Origin of the sequence: Futiania mangrovi, assembly GCF_024158125.1 — a bacterium.
Taxonomy (GTDB): Bacteria; Pseudomonadota; Alphaproteobacteria; order Futianiales; family Futianiaceae; genus Futiania; species Futiania mangrovi.
Map to the genome: position 1 here is coordinate 420,312 of NZ_JAMZFT010000003.1, position 19,844 is coordinate 440,155.

Here is a 19,844-nt window from a genome sequence, read left to right on the forward strand (position 1 = left end):
CCGTTCCGCCGCTGCGAACCATATAGGGCCGGTGGCAACGCGGGCGACCCCCGCACGCGAGGTGACGATGGCCCGGATGAGACGCAGGTCCGACCTGCCGCAGAAGACCTGCGCGGCCTGCGGGCGCCCCTTCGCGTGGCGGCGCAAATGGGCCGACGTCTGGGACGAGGTGCGCTATTGCTCCGACGCCTGCCGGCGCGCGCGCCCTAGAGGAAAGGTGCCGCCGCCCCCGTCAGCAGCAGAAGACTGACGGTCGCGGTCAGCGCGATCCGCAGGCGCGGGTACCAGGCGGGCGCAAGCCCGTCGCGCGCAAGGCCGATGTCCACGACAAGCACACCCCAGAAGCCCGCGATCAACACCCACAGCCCCTGCGGCCCGAGCAGCAGCGCGCCGAAGGCCGCGAGCGCGGGCACAACCGAGAGCGTGAGGCGGCGGGCGATCCCCGGCTCATGGTGCATGGACGCGCCCCATTGCGCGCCACCCATGAAAGCGAGGATCACCGCGCCATAACCCAGCAGCACATGCCCGCCCACCGTCCGCCAGACCGGGTCGCCCAGCAGCGCCGCGCCCGCCCCGAACGCGAAGGGCAGCAGCCCCAGGCCCCCGAGCCAGGCCGCCGCGCGCGGGATCTCCGCCGTTTCTGCCGTCCTGCTCATGCCGTTTTATCCCTTTCGCCCAGGAAATCGCCGATGCGGCCCAGCGCACGCTCGATGTTCTCCAGCGAGTTCGCGTAGGAGATGCGGATGTAGCCTTCGCCGTGGATGCCGAAGTCGGGTCCGCCGATGGTGGCCACGCCCGCCTCCTCCAGCAGGGCCGAGGCGAGCGGCTTCGCCTTCCAGCCGGTCCCGGAGATGTTGGGGAAGGCATAGAACGCGCCCTTGGGCGTCGCGCAGGTGACATGCGGCAGCGCATTGAGCCCTGCGACCACCGCCTTGCGGCGCGCGTCGAAGGCCGCCAGCATCTCGGCGACGGCGTCCTGCGGGCCTTCGAGCGCGGCCTTGCCCGCCCATTGCGCGGGCGCGTTCACGCAGGAATGCGCGTTGACGCAGAGCTTGCGCGCATGGCCCACAAGCTGGTCGGGCCACACGGCGTAGCCGAGACGCCAGCCGGTCATGGCATAGGTCTTGGACCAGCCGTCCAGCATGATCAGCTGGTCGCGGATCTCCGGGTACTTCAGAAGGCTCTCGTGCGCCTCCCCGTCATAGGTCATGCAGGAATAGATCTCGTCCGAGAGGATCGCCACGTCGGGCCGCTGCGCCAGACCGGCGGCGAGCTTTGCCACCTCCGCCTTCGGCATCACGCCGCCGCACGGATTGCCGGGCGAGTTGACGATCACGAGGCGCGTCGCGGGCGTCAGCCGCGACAGCACGTCGTCCGCCGTCGCGCCGAAGCCCGTCTCCTCGCGCAGGGGTACCGGGACGGGGCGCGCGCCCGTGAACTCGATCATCGAGCGGTAGATAGGAAAACCGGGGTCGGGATAGAGGATGTCCGCGCCCGGCCGGCCGAACATCAGGATGGCGAAGAACATCGTCACCTTGCCGCCCGGCACCACGACCACATTGTCGGGGCTCACCTCGACGCCGTGGCGTCGGTGCAGGTCGGCGGAGACGGCCTCGCGCAGCGGCAGGATACCGGTCGCGGGCGTGTAGCCGTGATGCCCGTCGCGCAGCGCCTTGACCGCGGCCTCGACGATGTGCGGCGGCGTCGGGAAGTCGGGCTGGCCGATCCCCAGGTTGACGATGTCGCGGCCCTGGGTCGCCAGTTGCGTCGCCCGGGCGAGAACGGCGAAGGCGTTCTCCTCCCCGATGCGGTCCATGCCCTCGATCGGTTGCAGCATCCCAAGAGACCTCCTTCGGCCTGTTCTTCTTACGACCAGCCTGAAAACGGCGTCTCGGCCACCGGCGTCGGCGGCGGGCGCCCCTCCTCCCACGCCACGAGATTGTCGACGACGATGTCCGCCATTGCCTCGCGCGTGGCCTGCGTGCTGGAGCCTACGTGCGGGAAGAGCACGGCATTGTCGAGCGACATGAGCTCCGCAGGCACCTGCGGCTCGTCCGTGTAGACGTCGAGACCGGCGGCCGCGATGCGGCCCTCCTTCAGCGCGGCGATCAGCGCCTCCTGGTCGACGACGGACCCACGCGCGATGTTCACGAGCACGCCCCGCGGACCCAGCGCGTCGAGCACGCGCGCATCGACGAGGTTCTGCGTCTCCGGCCCGCCCGGCGTCGCCAGCACGAGGGTGTCGACCGCCGCAGCCAGCGAGAGGATGTCCGGGTAATAGGCATAAGGCACGTCCGGCTTGGGCGTGCGCGCGGTGTAGGCGACCTCGACGTCGGACGCCGCCGCCCGACGCGCGATCGCCCCCCCGATACGGCCGAGGCCCGCGACCCCCACGGTCCGCCCCAGCATCGACAGGGGCGACAGCGGAAAGGGGCCGGTGCGTTCCCATTTCCCCTCGCGCAGCCAGCGTTCCGCATGGCCGAACCGGCGCACGGCCATCAGCACCAGCGCCCAGGCGGTGTCCGCCGTTTCCTGCGACAGCACGTCGGGCGTGTTGGTGACGATCAGGCCGCGCCGGCTCGCGTGGGCCACGTCCACCGTGTCGTAGCCGACGCCGAAGTTCGCCACGATCGAAAGACCTGGCAGCCGGTCGATCAGCGCCGCCGTCACGGGATCGCACATCGGGCAGGCTACCACCGCGCCGATCCGGTCCGCGACCGCGTCGAGCGCGGCGTCGGGGTCGGCCGTCTCCCAGGGACGGTGCACGGTGAAGCGGGCGTCGAGCGCGCGGCCGACATAGTCGGGCAGACGCGGAAGTACCAGAACGTCGCGTGCCGGCATGTCCTTCCCCCTCCCCGCTCAGGCAGCCTTGGCCACGAAGGCCGCGAGCCGGTCGAGCGCAGCGTCGAGCGTGGCCGGCGACTTCGCAAAGCACAGCCGCGCGGTCCCGCGCTGCGGATCGTGCCCGGCGTAGAAATGGCTGACCGGGATCGCCGCGACACCTCCCTGCCGCACGAGACGCTCGCAAAAGGCCACGTCGTCCTCGCCGCGGGTGTCGATGGTCAGGAAGTAGGTGCCCGCGCACGGGTTCACCCGGAAGCCCAGCCGTTCCAGCCCGCCCGCGAAACGGTCGCGCCGCCCCTGCAGCATGGCGCGTGTCTCCGCGATGCTGCCCCGCCCCTCGCCGAGCCCGAAGGCCACCGCCGCCTGCAGGTTGGGCGGGGTCGTGAAGGTCAGGAACTGGTGCGCGCGGGCAAGCTGCGCGGTCAGCGCCGGCGCGGCGCACACCCAGCCGACCTTCCAGCCGGTGAGCGAGAAGAGCTTGCCCGCCGAGCCGATCTTCACCGCGCTGTGGCGCAAGGCGTCGATGTGCAGGACGCTGGTGAAGGGCGCGTCGTCGTAGACCGTCCCCTCCCACACCTCGTCGGAGACGACGATGGCGCCTGCATCCGCCGTGAGCGCGCCCAGAAGTTCCAGGTCCTCGCGCGGGATCAGTGTGCCCGACGGATTGACCGGGTTGTTCAGCAGGACGACGCGGGTCTTCGGCGTGAACGCCTTGCGCAGCACGTCTGCATCGAAGCGCCAGGACGGCGGCTCCAGCGGCACGAAGACGGGCACGCCGCCCGCCCGCTTCACCAGCGGCAGGTAGGCGTCGTACATGGGCGGGAAGAGGATCACCTCGTCGCCCGGCTCGATCAGGCTGAACATGGCTGCCGCCAGCGCCTCGGTCGCGCCCGACGTGACCATCACCTCCGCCCGCCAGTCGAGCGCGATGCCCTGCTCGGCGGCGTAGAATGCCGCCAGTGCTTCCCGCGCCGCATCGAGGCCCATCATGGGCGGATACTGGTTCCACCCGTCCACCACGGCATCGGCGGCCGCGCGGCGCACCGCCTCCGGCCCCGGATCGTCCGGGAACCCCTGGCCGAGGTTGATCGCATCATGCTCCCGCGCGAGGCAGGACATGGTCTCGAAAACGGTGGTGGGCAAGGCCGAAAACAGGCGATTCATGGCGGCGAGGATCCCCCGGCAGGCGAAAGCGACAGGCCGCGGACATTAGCCCGCACCGCGCGCCCGCGCAAAGCCCACGCTCACGCGTTGTAGGCGACCGCGCCGGTGACCGATATGTCGTAGTGGCCGAGCGCGTCGGCCTGGCGCGCGAACACCGGCGTGCGCGCGAAGGCGAAGAGCGCCTGCAAGGGCGGCTCGAACCAGTCGCGGCGGCGGCAGGCGATGTCGAAATGCTCCCACGCGAGCGGCACGAAGCCGACACCGCGTCCCCTTGCGACCGCGCCGACGGCAAGTCCGCAATCGGCCGCGCCGGAGACGACTGCGCTCGCCACGTCCGCCTCGGTCAGCGCATGGCCCTCTGCAGGCGTCAGCGTGTCGGGGTCGATACCCTCCGCTTCCAGCAGCCGGCCGAGCAGCATCTGCGCCCCCGCGCCCGCCTGTCGCATCACCATGCGCGCACCCGTCCGCGCCACGTCGGCGAGCGTGGCAAGTCCCTTCGGATTGCCGGCGGGCACGACCAGCCCTTGCTGGCGCCGCGCCCAGCGGATCAGCACGAGATCCGTGATGTCCGAGAGCGTGCGCACGGCCTCCAGGTTGAAGGTGGCGGCAGAACGGTCGGGCACGTGCAGGCCGACCGCCATCGCCTCGCCGCCCGCCAAGCGCGCGAGTCCCGCCGACGAGCCCTCGTAGAGCGCCGCGAGCCCCGCCCCGGACTCCCGCAGCGCCCAGTCGAGCAGCGGATCGCTCGACCCCGCCAAGATGGGCGGCGGCGTCACCGGCACGCGCCCCGTCATCTCCACCGCGTCCTCCACCCAACGGTCGACCAGCCGGCGCGGGAAAAGAAGCTTGCCCGTCACGCGCGAACACGGGATCGCCCGGCGCGCCACGAGGTCATAGATCGTCCGCTCCTTGAGGCGGAGATAGGCCGCGACCTCGGCCGTCGTCAGATAGCCTTTTGCCTGCATTTTAATGCGCTGTATTGCGAGGATTACGGATATTTGAAAAAGGCTACACCAGACCCATAATTGCCGCAAGGAACAGGGAGCCTCATGCAGGACAACGCCTTCGCCACCGCCGTCGCGCTCGTTCTCTCCGGCGATCCGCAATTGGCGCAGATCGTCGCGCTGTCGCTGAGCGTCACGCTGTCGGCGCTGGGGATCGCGCTGCTCATTGGCCTTCCGGCGGGTGCGGCGCTGGCACTGGCAAGATTTCCTGGGCGCAACGTGGTGGTGGTGGTGGTCAACGCCCTGATGGGCCTGCCGCCGGTGGTGGCGGGGCTTGCCGTCTATCTGCTGCTGTCGCGGGCCGGGCCTCTGGGCTTTCTGGGGCTTCTGTTCACGCCGGAAGCGATGGTGGCTGCACAGACCATCCTGATTCTGCCCATCATCGTCTCGCTGACGCGCCAGACGGTCGAGGATCTCTGGGCGGAGTATGCGGAGCATCTGCGCGCGCTGGGCATGAGCCGGATGCGGGCGATCCCCACCCTTCTGTGGGACGGGCGGTTCAGCCTTGTCACCGGCATCCTCGCGGGCTTCGGGCGGGCGAGCGCGGAGGTGGGTGCGGTGCTGATCGTCGGCGGCAACATCGCGGGCCACACGCGCACCATGACCACGGCCATCGCGCTGGAGACGTCGAAGGGCGATCTCGCGCTCGCGCTCGGCCTCGGCATCATCCTTCTGGCGATCACGCTGGGCCTCAACGCAGCGGCTTTTGCAACGGCGCGCGTCGCGCAACGGATCGCGGGAGGGTGACGGCGATGCACGGCCCCCTCGGCGTCCTGCCGCTCTACGTCCGCGGCCTCTCCTTCGAGGCGGGGGGCGCCCGCCTGCTCGACGGGGTGAGCTTCGATCTGCAGCCGGGCGAGCGCCTGGTCGTGATCGGCCCCAACGGCGCGGGCAAGAGCCTGCTGCTGCGGCTCTGCCACGGGCTGCTGACACCTGCTTCGGGCAGCGTCTCGTGGGGGACGGCGCCCGGAGCCCTGGCGCTGAAGCGCCGCGCAATGGTCTTCCAGCGCCCGCTGATGCTGCGCCGCTCCGCGCTCGCCAACATCACGCACGCGCTGGGCGCGCAGGGCATGGCCCGCCCGGAGCGCGAGGAGCGCGCGGCCACCTCGCTCGCCCGCTTCGGACTCACGCACCTTGCCCGCCGCCCGGCGCGGGTGCTGTCGGGCGGGGAGCAGCAGCGGCTTGCCATCGCGCGCGCCTGGGCGATGCGGCCGGAGGTGCTGCTGCTGGACGAACCGACGTCGGCGCTCGACCCCACCGCCACGCGCGCGATCGAGGAGATGATCATGGCCTGTCACGCCGATGGCATGACCATCGTGATGACGACACATGAGATGGGGCAGGCCCGGCGCATGGCCGACCGGATCCTGTTCCTGAACAAGGGGCGCCTGGTGGAGGAGGCACCGGCGGAGCGGTTCTTCACCGCGCCCGCGACGCAGGACGCGCGCCGCTTCCTGAACGGCGACCTGCTCTCGTGAGCCATCCGACACAACATGCCGCAAAGGGAAGAAAACGCATGCTGACCTTGACCCGCCGCACAGCGGTCGCTGCCCTGGCCAGCCTCGCGGCGCTTGCCGTCGTTCCGGCGACGGCCGCCGACCGCTTCATCACCGTCGCCTCGACGACCTCGACGGCGAACTCCGGCCTGTTCGAGCATATCCTGCCGTTGTTCAAGAAGAAGACCGGGATCGAGGTGCGCGTGATCGCGCAGGGCACCGGCCAGGCGCTGGAGACCGGGCGGCGCGGCGACGCCGACGTGGTGTTCGTCCACGCGCCTGCCGCGGAAAAGAAGTTCGTCGCCGAGGGCTACGGCGTCGTCCGCAACGAGGTGATGTACAACGACTTCGTGATCGCCGGGCCGGCGGCCGACCCGGCCGGCGTCAAGGGCATGTCCGACGCCGCGGCGGCGCTGACGAAGATCGCGGAAGCCTCCGCCACCTTCGCCTCCCGCGGCGACGATTCCGGCACCCACAAGGCCGAGTTGCACCTGTGGAAGGCGGCGGGCATCGAGCCCAAGGGGAGTTGGTACCGCGAGACGGGCTCCGGCATGGGCGCGACGCTGAACACCGCCGCCCAGCTTCCCGCCTATGCGCTGACCGACCGCGGCACCTGGATCAGCTTCAAGAACAAGGCCGACCTGGAAATCGCGGTCGAGGGAGATCCAGCGCTCTTCAACCAGTACGGCGTGATCCTCGTGAACCCGAAGAAGCACGCACACGTGAAGAAGGACGACGGCCAGGCCTTCATCGACTGGCTGATCTCTGCCGAGGGGCAGAAGGCCATCGCCGACTACAAGCTCGACGGCCAGCAGCTGTTCTTCCCGAACGCGAAGTCCGGCAGCAGCAGCTAGGACCGCACCGCCCGCAGGGCCTCCACGAGGGCGGCAATCCCGTCCTCGGGAACCCCGTCGTTGAGGATGCGCACGTCGGGGGCGAAGACCGCCTCGCCTTCCGCCGCGCGGGCCAGCCGGTCGCGCAGGGCCTGGCCGCCCTCGCGGCCCCGTTCCGCCAGCCTGCGGGCGAGGATGTCGGGCGAGGCCGTGACGAGCACCGCCAGAACGCGGGGCCAGCGCGCCCGCGCCTCGTCCGCGACAGTGCGGGAGACGTTCGCCACCACCACGCGCCCCGCCGCGAGATCGTCCCCGATCGCGGCGGGCAGACCGTACGCAAGCCCGTGCGCCCGCCACGACAGCGCGAAGGCGCCCGCCGCCTCCGCATCGGCAAAGGCTTCGGGCGTCATGGCGTCATGCGCCTCCCCGCCAGCGTCCGGGGCCCGCGTGATCGTGCGGCGGACGAAGACGAAGCCCTGATCGTGCGCCAGGCTGGCCCGCGCGCCTGCAAGCAGCGTATCCTTGCCGGCACCCGACGGCCCGGCCACGAGAACCAGCGTGCCCGCCACCGGCGTTGCGTCGTCTCCCGTCACGGCCTGTCCTCCGCACCTGCCCCTGTCCATCACGAAGGCGACCTGATGCCCCTCCTCGAATATTTCTATTCCGCCCATTCCGCCTTTGCCTACCTCGGATCGGCCCGGCTCATGGAGATCGCGGGCGCGGCGGGCGTGAAGATCGTCCACCGCCCGATGGACCTGCGCCGCGTCGTGGCGGCGGCGAGCCCCGTGCCCTTCCGCGACCGCAGCCCCGCACACATGGCCTATTTCTTCGGGCGCGAGATCGTCCGCTGGGCGGAGGAGCGCAACGCACCCGTTATGGACGGCTTCCCAACGCACCACGCCAACGATATCGGGCTGCCGAACTGCCTGCTGATCGCCGCGATGGAGACGGGGCACACCATCGACCGCCTCGCGCACCGGATGCTGGAGGCGCATTGGCGCGACGACGCCGACCTCGCCGACGCCCCGACGCTAGCGCGCCTCGCGCGCGAATGCGGGCTCGACCCCGCCCCCCTGCTCGCCGCGGCGGACACAGCGCAAGTGCGCGCGGTCTACGATGCCAACACGGCGGACGCCATCGCCCGCTCGGTCTTCGGCTCGCCCACCTATGTCGTCGACTGCGACATGTTCTACGGCCAGGACCGGCTGGAGATGGTGGCCCGCGCGCTGGCGAAGCCTTACGCGGGCACGCCCTTCAACGGCCCTCCACCGGCCCGGACCTGACCGATGCTGACACAGGCGTCACGTCTCGTTGACACATCGCCCGCGCCACGGGCCCGGCGTTAACCATATAACCGCCCATGGAACGGGCGGTTTCCTGCCATGCGATGCGCTTGGCACGAACCCTGCTTTTTTCATCGGCGCCCGGCAATCGCCGGGGGGATCCGACAAGAACGCAGGGAATACCCAGGGGTGACACGCATCAAGACCATTGCGGCCGCGCTCGTGCTGGCGCTCGGAACGGTCGCGGCTGCCGAGGCCGCGCCGGTCAGGACCGACATCAACCATTGGATCAGCGGCTCGACGAGCCGCACCTACGACATCAACGGCGACGGCATCGACGACGTCCGTTTCGACAAGTCCTACGGCTATTCTTCCTACTATTCGCGCTGGTCGGACCTCCATGTGACCGGGCTCAACGGCGCGCAGATCGCGACCGGCGGACCGCTGTCGGCGGGCGATGCGATCGACGCCGCGCTCGGCTTCACCAGCACACGGCATCTGGCCGACTACAACTACTCCTACTCTCCGGGCGGCTGCTCGGGCAGCTGGTTCCGCCGCAGCTGCTGGCCGAGCCGAACCTACATCTCCTACAATGGCGAGTGGAACGCAGGCACGGCCATTGCCGACGGCTTCCTCGGCATCATGCTGGCGACCGCGACCGATACGCTCTTCGGCTGGTTCGACCTGCGCATGGATGCGCAGGGCAACGCGCTGGTGCGGGCCATGGGATACGACGACGCGGGCGGCACGAGCTATGCCGGGGAGGAAACGCTGGTCGTGTCCGAGAGCCGCGAGAGCGAACCTCTGACCCAGGCGCAACCGGGCACGCAGGTTCCCGCGCCCGCGCCGCTTACCCTTCTGGCGCTCGGCCTCGCCGCGCTGGGCCTCAGCCGCCGGCGCACTGCCTGACAGGCAAGCCAATGGGCCGGGGGCAATTTGCGCTCCCGGCTCACGCGCCTGCGGGCGGGCGGCCCGAAAGCCCCTTGCCCAGCCGGAACCCGGCCCACACACCGCCAAGCCAGAGCGCGACGGACAGCGCAACGGCACCTGCTGCGAGGCCCGCACGGCCCGATATCAGCATCTCCAGCGCTTCGAGGCTGAAGATGGAGAAGGTGGTGAACCCTCCGCAAAGCCCCGTGATGACGAACTGGCGCGCGACCGGCGAGGGCTCGTAGCGCCCGCCGGGAACGGTCAGCCCCGCGAACAGGCCGATGGCCACCGACCCCAGCACATTGGCGGCCAGCGTGCCCGCAAGCAGCCCGCCACCCAGCGCCGCGCCCAGTCCTGCGCGCGCCACCGCGCCCAACGCCGCACCGGCTGCAATGGCACCATGGCGGGCGAGCGCGCCATCCATCTAGGACAGCCCCAGCGCCGGCGCGGCCTGCCAGCCCGCTGCCGCCGCCCCGATGCATCCGCCAAGCGACACCGCGACATTTGCACCCGCGCGCGGCCAGTCGCCCGCCTGCATCAGCGCCAGCGTCTGCAGGCTGAATGAGGAGACCGTCGTGTAGCTTCCGAGCAGACCCGTGGCGAGCAAGGTCCAGAGGGTTGCCGCCTCTGGACGGCCCGCCAGAACAGCTGCCAGCAGGCCGATCAGGAACGAGCCCGTCAGGTTCACGCTGAGCGTACCCCAAGGGAACCGTTCCCCCACGCCACGCGCCACCGCGCCGGAGACCGCTGCGCGGGCTACGCCCCCCAGCGCGCCGCCCGCCGCGACCGCAAGCAGTCCGGTTGCCGTAAGGCTCATCGCCGCAAAGGTCAGAGCGCCGCGACGACCAGGAACTCGACCTTGTAGTGCGGCTGGACGAGTTTCGATTCGCCGCAGGCACGCGCCGGCTTGTTGTCCGGGTCGATCCAGGCGTCGTAGACGGCGTTCATCTCCGCCACGTCGGCCACGTCGGCGACCCAGACCTGCACCGACAGCAGCTTCGACTTCGACGTGCCCGCCTTCTTGAGCAGGCTGTCGACGCGGGCGAGTGCGTCCTGCGTCTGCTCCGTCACGGTCGCGCCTTCGCCCACCTGGCCGGCGAGCCAGACGAGGCCGTTGTGGATGACGGCCTGGCTCATGCGCGGGCCCTGGTCGATGCGGGTGATGGTCATGGGATCGGTCCTTTCTGCTGAAGACAGCCGCAGAGAGTGCCGACCCCGCCCGGTCCGTCAAGGGCGCATGGGGCGTGCGCGCCTCAGCCCTGCTTCCCGTGCGCGTCCCGGAAACGGGTGAGGAAGGACGCGAGGTTGTCGCCCAGTTCGTCGCTCAGGTAGCCGCCCTCCTGGATCAGCACGCTGGGCAGGCCGAGCGCCGCGATGGCCGCGCCGATCCGTCCGAAGCCTTCCGTGGTGATCGCGAGGCCCTGGAACGGGTCGCCCGCATAGGCATCGAGGCCGAGCGCGACCACCAGCGCATCGGGCGCGAAGGCGCGGATGCGCTTCAGCGCCGCCTCCAGCGCTTCCAGGTAGGCGTCGTCAGCGGTCCCTCGCGGCAGAGGAATGTTGAGGTTCGCGCCGAGGCCCGCCCCCTCGCCCCGCTCCTCCGCATAGCCCCAGAAGAACGGGTAGAAGCGCACCGGGTCGGCGTGGAGCGAGACGGTCAGCACGTCTCCCCGGTCGTAGAAGATGCCCTGCGTGCCGTTGCCGTGATGCACGTCGACGTCGAGGATGGCGACCCGCGCTGCCCCCTTCGCGCGCAGACGCTCCGCGGCGATCGCGGAATTGTTCAGGTAGCAGAAGCCGCCCGCGAGATCCTTGAACGCATGGTGCCCCGGCGGACGGCAGAGGCCGTAGGCGGCAGGCGCGCCACCCGCCACCTCGTCCGCGGCCGTGACCGCGGTCCAGGCGCTGACCTTCGCGCTCTCCCATGTATGCTCGGAGATCGGGCAGGCCGTGTCCGCCAGGTGATAGCCCGCCTGCCCCACGGCAGACGCCGGATAGGCCCCTCCGCGCCGGTCGGGGTGGATGTTGGGGATCACCTCTTCCGAGGCGCCGTCGATGCGCGCCCAACGCTCCCGGATCGTGTCGAGGAACTGGATGTATTCGGCCGTGTGCACCGCCGCGATGGGACCGAGGCCATGCTCGACGGGCTCCATGCGCGCGAGCCCCGCCGCCTTCGCCCCTGCCAGCAGGCGGTCGACACGGGCCGGCTGCTCCGGGTTCGGGCGCGGGGCGCCGCTCGACAGGAAGAACTTCGGGTCGTGCCGACGCTGGGCGTCGTTGAAGATGACCTTCATCGTGATGCGCGCTCTCTCATCCCTGGGGCCGGAGTTTCGTCCGGGCGGTCTTTCGGTGCGCGCGCGGACCGCGGAAAGGGACGCGGGGCCGGCGCAGGTACCCGAAGGTCGCGCCACAGGACGCCCCGTTCAAATAGAAATTCGGAATGTAGATCATCGGCCAGACCGATGACGGCTGGCCGGGGCGAGGGGCGCGCGGCCTCAGGCCGGCTTGCGGCGGGTGGCAGCGCGGGCCGCGTCGCGCCCGCCGAACAGTTCCGCCACCGCGATGATCGCGCAGGTGATCGCCATCAGCACGACCGAGATCGCCGCCGCCGCAGGGAAGTCCGATCCGGTCTCCGAGATTTTCGAATAGAGCACCAGCGGCAGGATGTTGACCTGCGTACCCACCAGCGCGAGCGCCGTGCCATAGGCCCCGATCGCCACCGCCGAGGTCAGGCAGAACGCGGTCAGCAGCGAGGGAAAGATCTGCGGGATAAGAATGTCGAGATAGGCGCGCAGATTGCCCGCGCCGAGCGACCGCGCGGCGGCAAGCTGCGCATGGTCGAAGTTCTGCACGACAGGCAGAACCACCATCACGACGCGCGGGATGAGGTAGTAGGAATAGGCGAAGCCGAGGCCGAGCGGCGAGTAGATGAAACCGCCGACGACCGCCGGGTCCGCGCCCAGCTTGGCCACCGACATCGTGAAGAAGCCCGCGCGCCCGAACACCAGGATGAAGCCATAGGCGACGATCAGGCCGGAAAAGGTGAGCGGCAGCGAGATCACGAACAGCAGCGTGGTCCGCGCCCCTTCGCCCAGCCGCGCGAGATAGAGCGCGACGCACAGGCCCACGAGGACGGAGAAGAGCGGCGCCGCGACGCCGAGGACGAGACTGCCCTGCAGCCCCTTCCAGAACACCGGATCGGCAACCAGCCGCCCGTACGCGGCCCCGCCGCCCTCCCAGGATTCGACCACCAGGACCGAGAGCGGGAGCACGAAGAAGAGAAACAGGAAGACGGCGGCCGGCAGGCTCAGCCAGATCAGGATGTGCCGCGGTGTCATGCCCGCCGTCTCCCTTGCTTCACGTGACGCTTACTGGCCGAGAACGGCCTTGGCCCAGGCCGTGTCGATCTCGGCCTTCTTCGCCTTCGCCTTCGCCACGTCGAGCGGCTGAAGCTGCGGCGCGGCCGGCATCTTGTCGGCCACCGCTTCCGGCAGCGTCACACCCGGCACGGACGGACGCACGAAGCCGTCGGCAAAGGTCGCCTGGCCCACCTCGGTCATGATGTAGTTGAGCCAGAGCTTGCCGGCGTTCGGGTTCGGCGCACCCTTGACGAGGCTGATCGCATAGGGCGCGGCCGCGGAGGCTTCCGCCGGGATCACGACCGCGATGTCGTCGCCCATGCCGTCCCGGTACTTCGCCTTGAGGCCGTCGTTCTCGTAGCCGATCCAGATCGGGATCTCGCCCTTCAGGAACTGGGCGTAGGGCGTGGTGCCCACGACGCGCAGCACATTGCCCGCCTGGTGCAGCTTGGCGAGGTAGTCGATGCCCGGCTGCACGTCGTCCATGCTGCCGCCGTTACCGAAGGCCGCACCGAACGTCACCACCTGGCCCTGTCCCGTCGAACGCGGGTCGAGATAGACGATGGCATTCTTGTACTCGTCCTTCATCAGGTCGGCCCAGCTCGTCGGCACGTTCTTGACGAGCTTGGTGTTCACAAGGAACGCGACATTGAGCGTGTGGATCGTGAACCACTTGCCTTCCGGGTGCTTGAACGCAGCCGGCAGCTTGTCGAAGTTCACCGGCTCGAAAGGCGCGACGACGTCCTTGTCGACCGCATCGAGCGCAGAACCGGCGAAGTAGTAGGCCGTGTCGGCCTGCGGACGGTTGCGCGACTTGTCGAGCGCAACGACCGTCGCTGCCGAGCCGAGGTCGTTGTAGACCATCTCGACACCCGGATAGCGCTGCTTGAAGGCCTTGAACTGGGCAGCCCAGTTGGCCCAGGTCGGACCGGTGTCGAACGACACCACCAGACCTTCCGCGGCCGCAGCTTCGTAGAGGGCCTTCTCGCCCTCGTAAAGCTCTGGCCCTTCGAATGCGTGCGCCGCGAACGGCACCGTCATCATGGCCGCAAGACCGGCCCCGATCATCCAAGTCCGCATGATTTTGCCTCCCCAGGCTGAAAGCGCAGACGATTACACCACAGGCGGTAGAAGCCGGACGTGTTCCGGCGGTATCGAGACGGCGGTAAGCGCGTCCCGATTTCGTGTCTCGCCACGGATCTTCCCCCCCGCGACAGCAAGGTCGAAGCGGCGCACGGCGCCGAGGAAGCGGTCGTGGTCGAGCATTCCGTCAAAGAGGTTGGCCGCCCCGGCAGCCGCGACCGCGTCCGCGTGGGCGATCACGTGCTCGGGCCGGACGAGAACCGTCACGGGCTGGCCGGCCCGGTAGCCGCCCGTGTCGCAGGTGAGCGGGCCAACGGGCGTCATGACCGTGCCGCCCTCGCCCACCGTTCCGTCCCACAGGTTTGCGTGGCCGACGAAGGCCGCGACCGTGCGGTCCACGGGGTTGTCGTACAGTTCCTTGGGCGCGGCAAGCTGCAGCAGGCGGCCCGAATGCATCACCGCGACCCGGTGCGCGATGGAGAGCGCTTCCTCCTGGTCGTGGGTGACGTGCAGCGTGGCGATGCCCGCTTGCTGCTGTACCCGCATGATCTCGTCGCGCATGTCCTCCCGCGTGTTGGCGTCCAGGGCGGACAGGGGCTCGTCGAGCAGGAGCGCGCGCGGCTCGAACACCAGCGCGCGGGCCAGCGCGACGCGCTGCTGCTGGCCGCCCGAGAGGTTGCGCGGCGGCCGCTCCGCGAAGGCTGCGAGCCCCACCGCTTCGAGCGCCTTGAGTGCGCGGGCCTTGCGCTCCTCCACCGCCATGCCGCGCACCTTCAGCGGATAGGCGACGTTCTGCCACGAGGTCATGTGGGGGAAGAGTGCGTAGGACTGGAACACCACGCCCACGCCGCGCGCCCGCGGCGGCAGATCGGTGATGTCCACGCCATCGATGAGGATGCGCCCCGCGTCCGGCTTCATGAAGCCCACGAGCAGGTTGAGAATCGTGCTCTTGCCCGAACCGGACGGGCCGATGACGGCAAGCAGCTCCCCCGGCGCCATGTCGAAGGAGATGTTGCTGACCCCGTTCTCCGTGCCCGGGTAGGTGTAGCTGACGTTCTGGAAGGAAACCGACAAGAACCGCCCTCCCCGCTCAGCGCGCGTGGCCGGCGCGGGCGGCAAGCGCCCCGCCGCCGGCTGCCACGAACGCCAGCACCAGCAGAACGACCGTCGCCGCGCAGGCGAAGCCGGTCGCGCCGTAGAACGCCTGCAACAGCACCACCGGATAGGTGCGCGAAAGGAAGCCCGCGACCAGGTTGGAGATCTGGAACTCCCCGATCGAGATCGCCGCCACCATGATGAGGCCCGACAGCAGGCTGTAGCGCAGCGACGGCAGGACGATGTCGAAGAAGCGGTTCGCGAAGCTCGCGCCGAGGGTGTCGGCCACGCGCTCCATCTCGCCGAGGCCCAGGTGGCGCATGTCGGCAAGCAGCGTGTTCAGAAGGTAAGGCAATGTCACCACCACATGGGCCGCGATCAGCAGCCAGACGCTGCCGAGGAAGGGCAGCGTGTCACTCGAAAACACAAGGATGAAGCCGAAAGCCAGCACCAGTTCCGGCACCGCGATCGGCAGCAGCGACATGATCCGGGCCGCGACCTGCACGCCCCGGTGGGCGGCGGCGAAGATCGCGTAGGCGAGCGGCACGCCAAGCAGCGCGTTGATGAGGCACGTCGCCGCAACGACCTGCAGGCTGGTCGTGAACGCGCGCTGGAAGCTGGGGTCGCTGAAGACCTCCATGTACCAGCGGTCGGTAAACCCGCTCGGCAGCAGCGTGTTCGTCCAGCTCGCCCCGAACGAGCCCACAAACAGGAGCACAATCGGCGCCGCCAGAAAGACGAGATAGATCAGTGTGATGACGAACACGTGCGACCGTACCTGATTGTGCTGAGACCCGGGGCACAGGCCAGACAGGCCCGTTTCCGCCCCGGGAAACGATAACGGAGGGGGTACCCCCGCTCTATGAGAATTTTATGACATTCCAAGCGATTCTTTCCACCCGGCCCGCCATCCCACCGTAGTCACGCGGCTTTCTCCCGCAAAGCACACGGGAGAGAGCGGTTCGCAGCCGCCCCCTCCCCTCGCTTGTCAGTTTTCTTACATCCGGGACAGTGGTCCCGGCAACCTTCAGAAATCGTCCAGGCTGTCGTCTTCCCGCTCGATCTGGATGGCGCCCGCGCCCGGGCCGGCCTCCGCCTCAGGCAGTCGCACCGGCTCGGCCCGCTGGTAGAGGTCGATCAGCGCCGTCACCACGTTTCCGATCGCCGTGCGCTGATCCTCGGTGATGCGGCTGCCCGGGTTGGCCGGCTGGCGGCCCCAGACGACGAGCGCGCGCGCCGCGGCCGCCGAAACGCCAGGGTCGGCGTCGTCCGAGAGCGACGACAGCCAGGCAAGTGTCGCTTCCTCCGAGTGTTTGCCCCAGCGGCCGATCTCCGGCACCAGCGCAAACGCCGTCTGGCTCGGCAGGTTCACGACGATCTGCTCGTCCGGCATCGCGTTGGGCGAGGATTGAAGCTCCGGCGGCACGAACACGGTGGTCAGGCCGTCTGGCCGGTTCTCGAAGGTGCGGTTGCGCAAGGATACCCCGTCGCGGCCCGGCCGGTCGACGATCTCGCCCGCGTCGTTCATGGTGATGACGCGGCCCACGCCCGGCGGTTCCGGGAACACGTCGGCCTTCACCACCGCGCCCCCGCCCATGCGGAAGGGCGAAACCCCGATATAGGCACCGAAGGGCGCCAGCGGCGTCCCCGCCGTCGGGGTAAGCACCACGTCGGCCCCGACCTCGAAGTCCATGCGCGTGCGATAGGGCTCGCCCGTGGCCGGGCGCGCGTCCGGCGCAAGCTGCGTCATGTGGTCGTCACGGTTGCGGACGTTGAGGCCGAAGAGCGAATCGGACTCGAAGCCCCGGAACAGCGGGCGCCAGGCGTCAGGCAGACTGCCGTTCTCCGAGAAGAGCGCCGGATCGACGATCCCCTCCTGCAAGAGCGCGACCTGCCGCTCGGTCAGGCGCTGGCCGGGCGGGATGACCCAGTAGCCCGCGTTCGGCCCCACATAGTCCATGGTGCGCATCTCCAGCGACGGATAGATGCCGCCAACGAACGGCAACTGCATGGGGTTCATCGCTTCAGGCAGTTGCGAGTAGGTCTCGAACTGCAGGATCGACTTCATCACGATGGGCTTCAGGACCACGTATTCGCCCGTCGCCTCGTCGCGCGCGACATTCATGCGATAGCCCGACGGCGCGTTCGGATCCTCCACGATGCCGCCTGTCTGCTGGTTGTTCTTCAGGCTCATCTCGACGAAGAGGGAGCGGGCGGCTTCGGTCGGCGGCAGGGCGGGAAGGAGTTCACCCAGAGCGGTCGTGATGCCGAGCAACGCCCCCTGGTCGAGCGCCGGGGCCTGCACCGGTTCCGACAGCGTGCCGCGGTTCGGACGGAAGGCGAGGTCCGAACTCACGTAAAGCTCGTTCTTCAGGTCGGCCCAGGCCGCCTTCACCTGCCCCATGTCGCCGCTGCGCAGCGCGCCTGCGATGTCGGCGACACCCTTGCGCAGCAGGCGGGCGGCATCGTCGATCTCCATGAACTGGCGGCGCTGGTCGAACGGATAGGTCGTGCCGACGCGCAAGCCCGTCTCCGCGAGATAGACGTCGCGGATGCCGCGCGTCTGCAGGAAGGCCTTGACCGGCCCGCTCTGCAGGATGTTGTCGTTGATCCAGTTGAGGATCGGCTGGTCGGGATCGTTCTCGCGCGGGGTGATCTGGCGCAGCCGCACCTCGACGCCCAGGCCCTCGTCCTCCATGCCCGGCTCATAGACCGGATAGTGCGAGGGATCGACCGCGCCGCTCACCCGGTTGCCCATGTAGCGGAAGGCATCCTGAAGGGACGAAAGGCTGAAGTCCGGGTCGCCGAAGAGCGAAATATAGCGGCTGCCCTCGCCCGCATCCTGCGCGGAGGCATCGAGCAGGCTCGACGGCAGCGTCGCTGCGTCGAGCGTGCCGAGCCATGCCGTGATGCCGGCGGGCGTGCCGTCGGTCTCCGCCGCCATGCGGGCCGCCAGCGCGCCCTCCATCGCGCCCAGTTCCTCCGCCGAAAGTGCACCGTAGAGATCGGCCGGCAGCATCTCGCCCAGCGCCACCTCCGCCCGGTCGCGCAGGTAGACCGCCTGCGCCGTCTCCGCGAGGTCGGCAAGTTGCGCCGGGTCGTTGCGCAGGGCGTCGAGCGCGGCGGCCATGCCCTCCTGCGTACCGCCGCTCTGTTCCGACAGATGGCGGCCGAGCGTCTGCGCATAGGAACCGCGCTGGCCCGGATCGCCCGCGGCCCGGTCGAAGCCCGGAAGGCTGGGGATGGCCGCATCGGCGAAGGCGACCGCGGTGTGTGCCGCCACGCCCGCGCCGGCCTGCGGGAAGGTCACGTTGTCGAGGCCGAGGCCGGGTGCCGAGAAGAGCCCCGGTCCGGGCGTCTGCGGCACGGACGGCCCCGTCACGTCGAGCACGGAGGCATCCTGGACCGGGGTGGGCACCGTCCTGCCCATCGGTTCGAGCGGCGCCCCGCCTGGCGTCTGCGGGCCCTCGCCCGGACCATAGGGGACCGACCGCGGCTGCGGGTTCGCGTCGCCATAGGCCAGCAGCTCATCCACCATCGTCAGATAGTCGGAAACCGCGGTGGCGTCGGGGGCCTGCGCAAGAGTGTTCTCGAGCCCTGTCTTGAGGGTCTCCAGGTAAAGCCGCGTGTCCTCCGGCGACAGCGTCAGGCGCAGGCCCTCTGGCGTGACCCGCGGCTCGCCCGAACGCGGCGAATCGAGGAAATCCGGCGTCTCCGCCAGCCGGCCCATGTACTCCTGCGCCGTGCGCTGGTTCGCCAGCAGCCGGTTGGCGAAGTCCGGATTCCGCCCGAACGCGTCCCAGAAGGCCTGGGAGACGTTCGCCTCCAGCACGCCCGTGGAGGTGACCTTGGGTTGCATTGCCCCCCAACTGTCCGCCGCCTGTCCCCAGTTGAAGACAGCAACACCTGCGAGCCTCTGGCCCTCCGCCTGCGTGATGGCGTCGAAATTGGCCACCGGGTCGAAGGCGACTGCCGCGCCGGTCTGCAGGGTGATGCTCCGGTCGCCCTGCACGACCTGGTCCATGAGACGGCTGTTGGCAAGCGGCGCGACATCCGCACTGCCCTCCTGCGCGCCCCATTCGTAGAGGGTCGCCGTGATCGCCTCGTTGATCATCTCGTCGACGTGGCCGTTCGGCGGGCGCGGCGTGAAGCCGGGCGCGACGGGAACCTGGTCCACGGTCGCGCCGGTGGCCGCGTGGCTCGTCTCGTGCGCGGCGAGCGGGTTCACATCCTCGACGAAATCCTTCACGGACGTGCCCAGCGGTTTGGACCGCGTGACGGGCTGCCCCTGCGCGTCGATGAAGCCGCCGTCTGTCGTGACGCGGTCGGTAAACTGCCCGGTGCCGCTCGTGCTCGGGGTCAGCGTGGTCGACAACTGAAGGCCGAACGGATCCTCGCCCCCGCCCTGCTGGCCCACCGGTGCGATCCCGGGTGCGCTTTCGGGCGATGTCGCCGGAACTGGCCGCGTTCCTGCCAGCCCGGCATCCGCTGGCACTGGTTCCGGCCTGGGTTCGGCGCGATTGTTGGTGACCTGGATCATACCGCCGAGGTTGTTGGCGTCGAGGACGGCCTGTGGTGCGGTTCCGTCGCGCAGCAGGCCGGTTTCGGTGGCGTAGTTGAGGAGGTCGGCGGCCTCGCGCGGCGTCAGGCCTTGCGCGAAGAAGCCGCGTCCATTATCCGCCGGGATCGTGATGTCGACCGCGTCGGGCAGCCCCGTGCCCGTCCAGTCGGCCGCGTTGAGGTTGTTCTGCGC

General features: G+C 69.6%; 21 protein-coding genes. 6 read left to right on the forward strand and 15 right to left on the reverse strand.

Features of this window, described 5'->3' with window-relative positions; genetic code table 11:
- The first annotated feature begins 67 nt into the window (after positions 1–67).
- Entirely contained in the window at positions 68–250 is a 183-nt protein-coding gene (locus tag NJQ99_RS14725) for a DUF2256 domain-containing protein (RefSeq protein ID WP_269333630.1), read from the forward strand.
- Here the strand turns inward: NJQ99_RS14725 and NJQ99_RS14730 are convergent.
- The 5 genes from NJQ99_RS14730 to NJQ99_RS14750 form a co-directional block, all read right to left on the reverse strand.
- Entirely contained in the window at positions 207–656 is a 450-nt protein-coding gene (locus NJQ99_RS14730; protein ID WP_269333631.1) for a DUF3429 domain-containing protein, read from the reverse strand. The genes NJQ99_RS14725 and NJQ99_RS14730 overlap by 44 nt on opposite strands.
- Positions 653–1,837 (reverse strand): pyridoxal phosphate-dependent aminotransferase, encoded by a 1,185-nt coding sequence (locus NJQ99_RS14735; protein WP_269333632.1) that lies wholly within the window; start codon positions 1,835–1,837, stop codon positions 653–655. Before NJQ99_RS14735 ends, NJQ99_RS14730 begins: the two co-directional genes overlap by 4 nt.
- Before the next feature lie 29 nt (positions 1,838–1,866).
- Positions 1,867–2,841: a 2-hydroxyacid dehydrogenase gene (locus NJQ99_RS14740; RefSeq protein ID WP_269333633.1), complete on the reverse strand. Its 975-nt coding sequence runs from the start codon at positions 2,839–2,841 to the stop codon at positions 1,867–1,869.
- Between the two features lie 18 nt (positions 2,842–2,859).
- Positions 2,860–4,008 (reverse strand): aminotransferase, encoded by a 1,149-nt coding sequence (locus tag NJQ99_RS14745; protein ID WP_269333634.1) that lies wholly within the window; start codon positions 4,006–4,008, stop codon positions 2,860–2,862.
- Between the two features lie 80 nt (positions 4,009–4,088).
- Positions 4,089–4,973, reverse strand: coding sequence for a helix-turn-helix transcriptional regulator (locus NJQ99_RS14750; protein ID WP_269333635.1), 885 nt, complete (start codon positions 4,971–4,973; stop codon positions 4,089–4,091).
- 84 nt (positions 4,974–5,057) lie between these two features.
- Here NJQ99_RS14750 and NJQ99_RS14755 point away from each other — a divergent pair, with 84 nt between their 5' ends.
- Genes NJQ99_RS14755 through NJQ99_RS14765 form a run of 3 tightly spaced genes read left to right on the forward strand, consistent with a single transcriptional unit; the run spans position 5,058 to position 7,362 of the window.
- Positions 5,058–5,759 (forward strand): ABC transporter permease, encoded by a 702-nt coding sequence (locus NJQ99_RS14755; protein WP_269333636.1) that lies wholly within the window; start codon positions 5,058–5,060, stop codon positions 5,757–5,759.
- 5 nt (positions 5,760–5,764) lie between these two features.
- Entirely contained in the window at positions 5,765–6,490 is a 726-nt protein-coding gene (locus NJQ99_RS14760; RefSeq protein WP_269333637.1) for an ABC transporter ATP-binding protein, read from the forward strand.
- Positions 6,491–6,528: 38 nt separating this feature from the next.
- Entirely contained in the window at positions 6,529–7,362 is an 834-nt protein-coding gene (locus NJQ99_RS14765) for an extracellular solute-binding protein (protein WP_269333638.1), read from the forward strand.
- On the opposite strand, the gene phnN is transcribed toward NJQ99_RS14765, so the two are convergent.
- Complete coding sequence (gene phnN, locus NJQ99_RS14770; RefSeq protein ID WP_269333639.1) at positions 7,359–7,934, reverse strand: phosphonate metabolism protein/1,5-bisphosphokinase (PRPP-forming) PhnN; 576 nt, start codon at positions 7,932–7,934, stop codon at positions 7,359–7,361. The two genes, NJQ99_RS14765 and phnN, sit on opposite strands and share 4 nt — an antisense overlap.
- A gap of 45 nt (positions 7,935–7,979) precedes the next feature.
- Here phnN and NJQ99_RS14775 point away from each other — a divergent pair, with 45 nt between their 5' ends.
- Complete coding sequence (locus tag NJQ99_RS14775; RefSeq protein ID WP_269333640.1) at positions 7,980–8,624, forward strand: 2-hydroxychromene-2-carboxylate isomerase; 645 nt, start codon at positions 7,980–7,982, stop codon at positions 8,622–8,624.
- A 189-nt stretch (positions 8,625–8,813) separates the two neighbouring features.
- Positions 8,814–9,533: a hypothetical protein gene (locus NJQ99_RS14780; protein WP_269333641.1), complete on the forward strand. Its 720-nt coding sequence runs from the start codon at positions 8,814–8,816 to the stop codon at positions 9,531–9,533.
- A 40-nt stretch (positions 9,534–9,573) separates the two neighbouring features.
- Here the strand turns inward: NJQ99_RS14780 and NJQ99_RS14785 are convergent, their stop codons facing one another.
- From NJQ99_RS14785 to NJQ99_RS14825, 9 genes are all read right to left on the reverse strand, one after another.
- Complete coding sequence (locus tag NJQ99_RS14785) at positions 9,574–9,978, reverse strand: fluoride efflux transporter FluC (protein WP_269333642.1); 405 nt, start codon at positions 9,976–9,978, stop codon at positions 9,574–9,576.
- Positions 9,979–10,371 (reverse strand): fluoride efflux transporter FluC, encoded by a 393-nt coding sequence (locus NJQ99_RS14790; protein ID WP_269333643.1) that lies wholly within the window; start codon positions 10,369–10,371, stop codon positions 9,979–9,981.
- An 11-nt stretch (positions 10,372–10,382) separates the two neighbouring features.
- Positions 10,383–10,724, reverse strand: coding sequence for a RidA family protein (locus NJQ99_RS14795; RefSeq protein WP_269333644.1), 342 nt, complete (start codon positions 10,722–10,724; stop codon positions 10,383–10,385).
- A gap of 83 nt (positions 10,725–10,807) precedes the next feature.
- Positions 10,808–11,848, reverse strand: coding sequence for a histone deacetylase family protein (locus NJQ99_RS14800; protein ID WP_269333645.1), 1,041 nt, complete (start codon positions 11,846–11,848; stop codon positions 10,808–10,810).
- A gap of 201 nt (positions 11,849–12,049) precedes the next feature.
- A complete protein-coding gene (locus NJQ99_RS14805; RefSeq protein ID WP_269333646.1) occupies positions 12,050–12,892 on the reverse strand; it encodes an ABC transporter permease in 843 nt (280 codons plus the stop codon).
- A gap of 30 nt (positions 12,893–12,922) precedes the next feature.
- The gene (locus NJQ99_RS14810) at positions 12,923–13,993 is read right to left on the reverse strand and encodes an extracellular solute-binding protein (RefSeq protein WP_269333647.1); all 1,071 of its coding nucleotides are present in this window, start codon (positions 13,991–13,993) and stop codon (positions 12,923–12,925) included.
- 33 nt (positions 13,994–14,026) lie between these two features.
- Positions 14,027–15,070: an ABC transporter ATP-binding protein gene (locus NJQ99_RS14815; protein WP_269333648.1), complete on the reverse strand. Its 1,044-nt coding sequence runs from the start codon at positions 15,068–15,070 to the stop codon at positions 14,027–14,029.
- Positions 15,071–15,086: 16 nt separating this feature from the next.
- Positions 15,087–15,857, reverse strand: a complete 771-nt coding sequence (locus tag NJQ99_RS14820) for an ABC transporter permease (RefSeq protein ID WP_269333649.1) — start codon at positions 15,855–15,857, stop codon at positions 15,087–15,089.
- A 261-nt stretch (positions 15,858–16,118) separates the two neighbouring features.
- Positions 16,119–19,844: hypothetical protein (locus tag NJQ99_RS14825; protein ID WP_269333650.1), on the reverse strand; the 3,726-nt coding region annotated here is incomplete at its 5' end.

Bases quoted from the DNA above. Each gene is read 5' to 3' on its own strand.
- NJQ99_RS14725 (WP_269333630.1), top strand. From the start codon at position 68: ATGGCCCGGATGAGACGCAGGTCCGACCTGCCGCAGAAGACCTGCGCG.
- NJQ99_RS14730 (WP_269333631.1), bottom strand. From the start codon at position 656: ATGAGCAGGACGGCAGAAACGGCGGAGATCCCGCGCGCGGCGGCCTGG.
- NJQ99_RS14735 (WP_269333632.1), bottom strand. From the start codon at position 1,837: ATGCTGCAACCGATCGAGGGCATGGACCGCATCGGGGAGGAGAACGCC.
- NJQ99_RS14740 (WP_269333633.1), bottom strand. From the start codon at position 2,841: ATGCCGGCACGCGACGTTCTGGTACTTCCGCGTCTGCCCGACTATGTC.
- NJQ99_RS14745 (WP_269333634.1), bottom strand. From the start codon at position 4,008: ATGAATCGCCTGTTTTCGGCCTTGCCCACCACCGTTTTCGAGACCATG.
- NJQ99_RS14750 (WP_269333635.1), bottom strand. From the start codon at position 4,973: ATGCAGGCAAAAGGCTATCTGACGACGGCCGAGGTCGCGGCCTATCTC.
- NJQ99_RS14755 (WP_269333636.1), top strand. From the start codon at position 5,058: ATGCAGGACAACGCCTTCGCCACCGCCGTCGCGCTCGTTCTCTCCGGC.
- NJQ99_RS14760 (WP_269333637.1), top strand. From the start codon at position 5,765: ATGCACGGCCCCCTCGGCGTCCTGCCGCTCTACGTCCGCGGCCTCTCC.
- NJQ99_RS14765 (WP_269333638.1), top strand. From the start codon at position 6,529: ATGCTGACCTTGACCCGCCGCACAGCGGTCGCTGCCCTGGCCAGCCTC.
- NJQ99_RS14775 (WP_269333640.1), top strand. From the start codon at position 7,980: ATGCCCCTCCTCGAATATTTCTATTCCGCCCATTCCGCCTTTGCCTAC.
- NJQ99_RS14785 (WP_269333642.1), bottom strand. From the start codon at position 9,978: ATGGATGGCGCGCTCGCCCGCCATGGTGCCATTGCAGCCGGTGCGGCG.
- NJQ99_RS14790 (WP_269333643.1), bottom strand. From the start codon at position 10,371: ATGAGCCTTACGGCAACCGGACTGCTTGCGGTCGCGGCGGGCGGCGCG.
- NJQ99_RS14795 (WP_269333644.1), bottom strand. From the start codon at position 10,724: ATGACCATCACCCGCATCGACCAGGGCCCGCGCATGAGCCAGGCCGTC.
- NJQ99_RS14800 (WP_269333645.1), bottom strand. From the start codon at position 11,848: ATGAAGGTCATCTTCAACGACGCCCAGCGTCGGCACGACCCGAAGTTC.
- NJQ99_RS14805 (WP_269333646.1), bottom strand. From the start codon at position 12,892: ATGACACCGCGGCACATCCTGATCTGGCTGAGCCTGCCGGCCGCCGTC.
- NJQ99_RS14810 (WP_269333647.1), bottom strand. From the start codon at position 13,993: ATGCGGACTTGGATGATCGGGGCCGGTCTTGCGGCCATGATGACGGTG.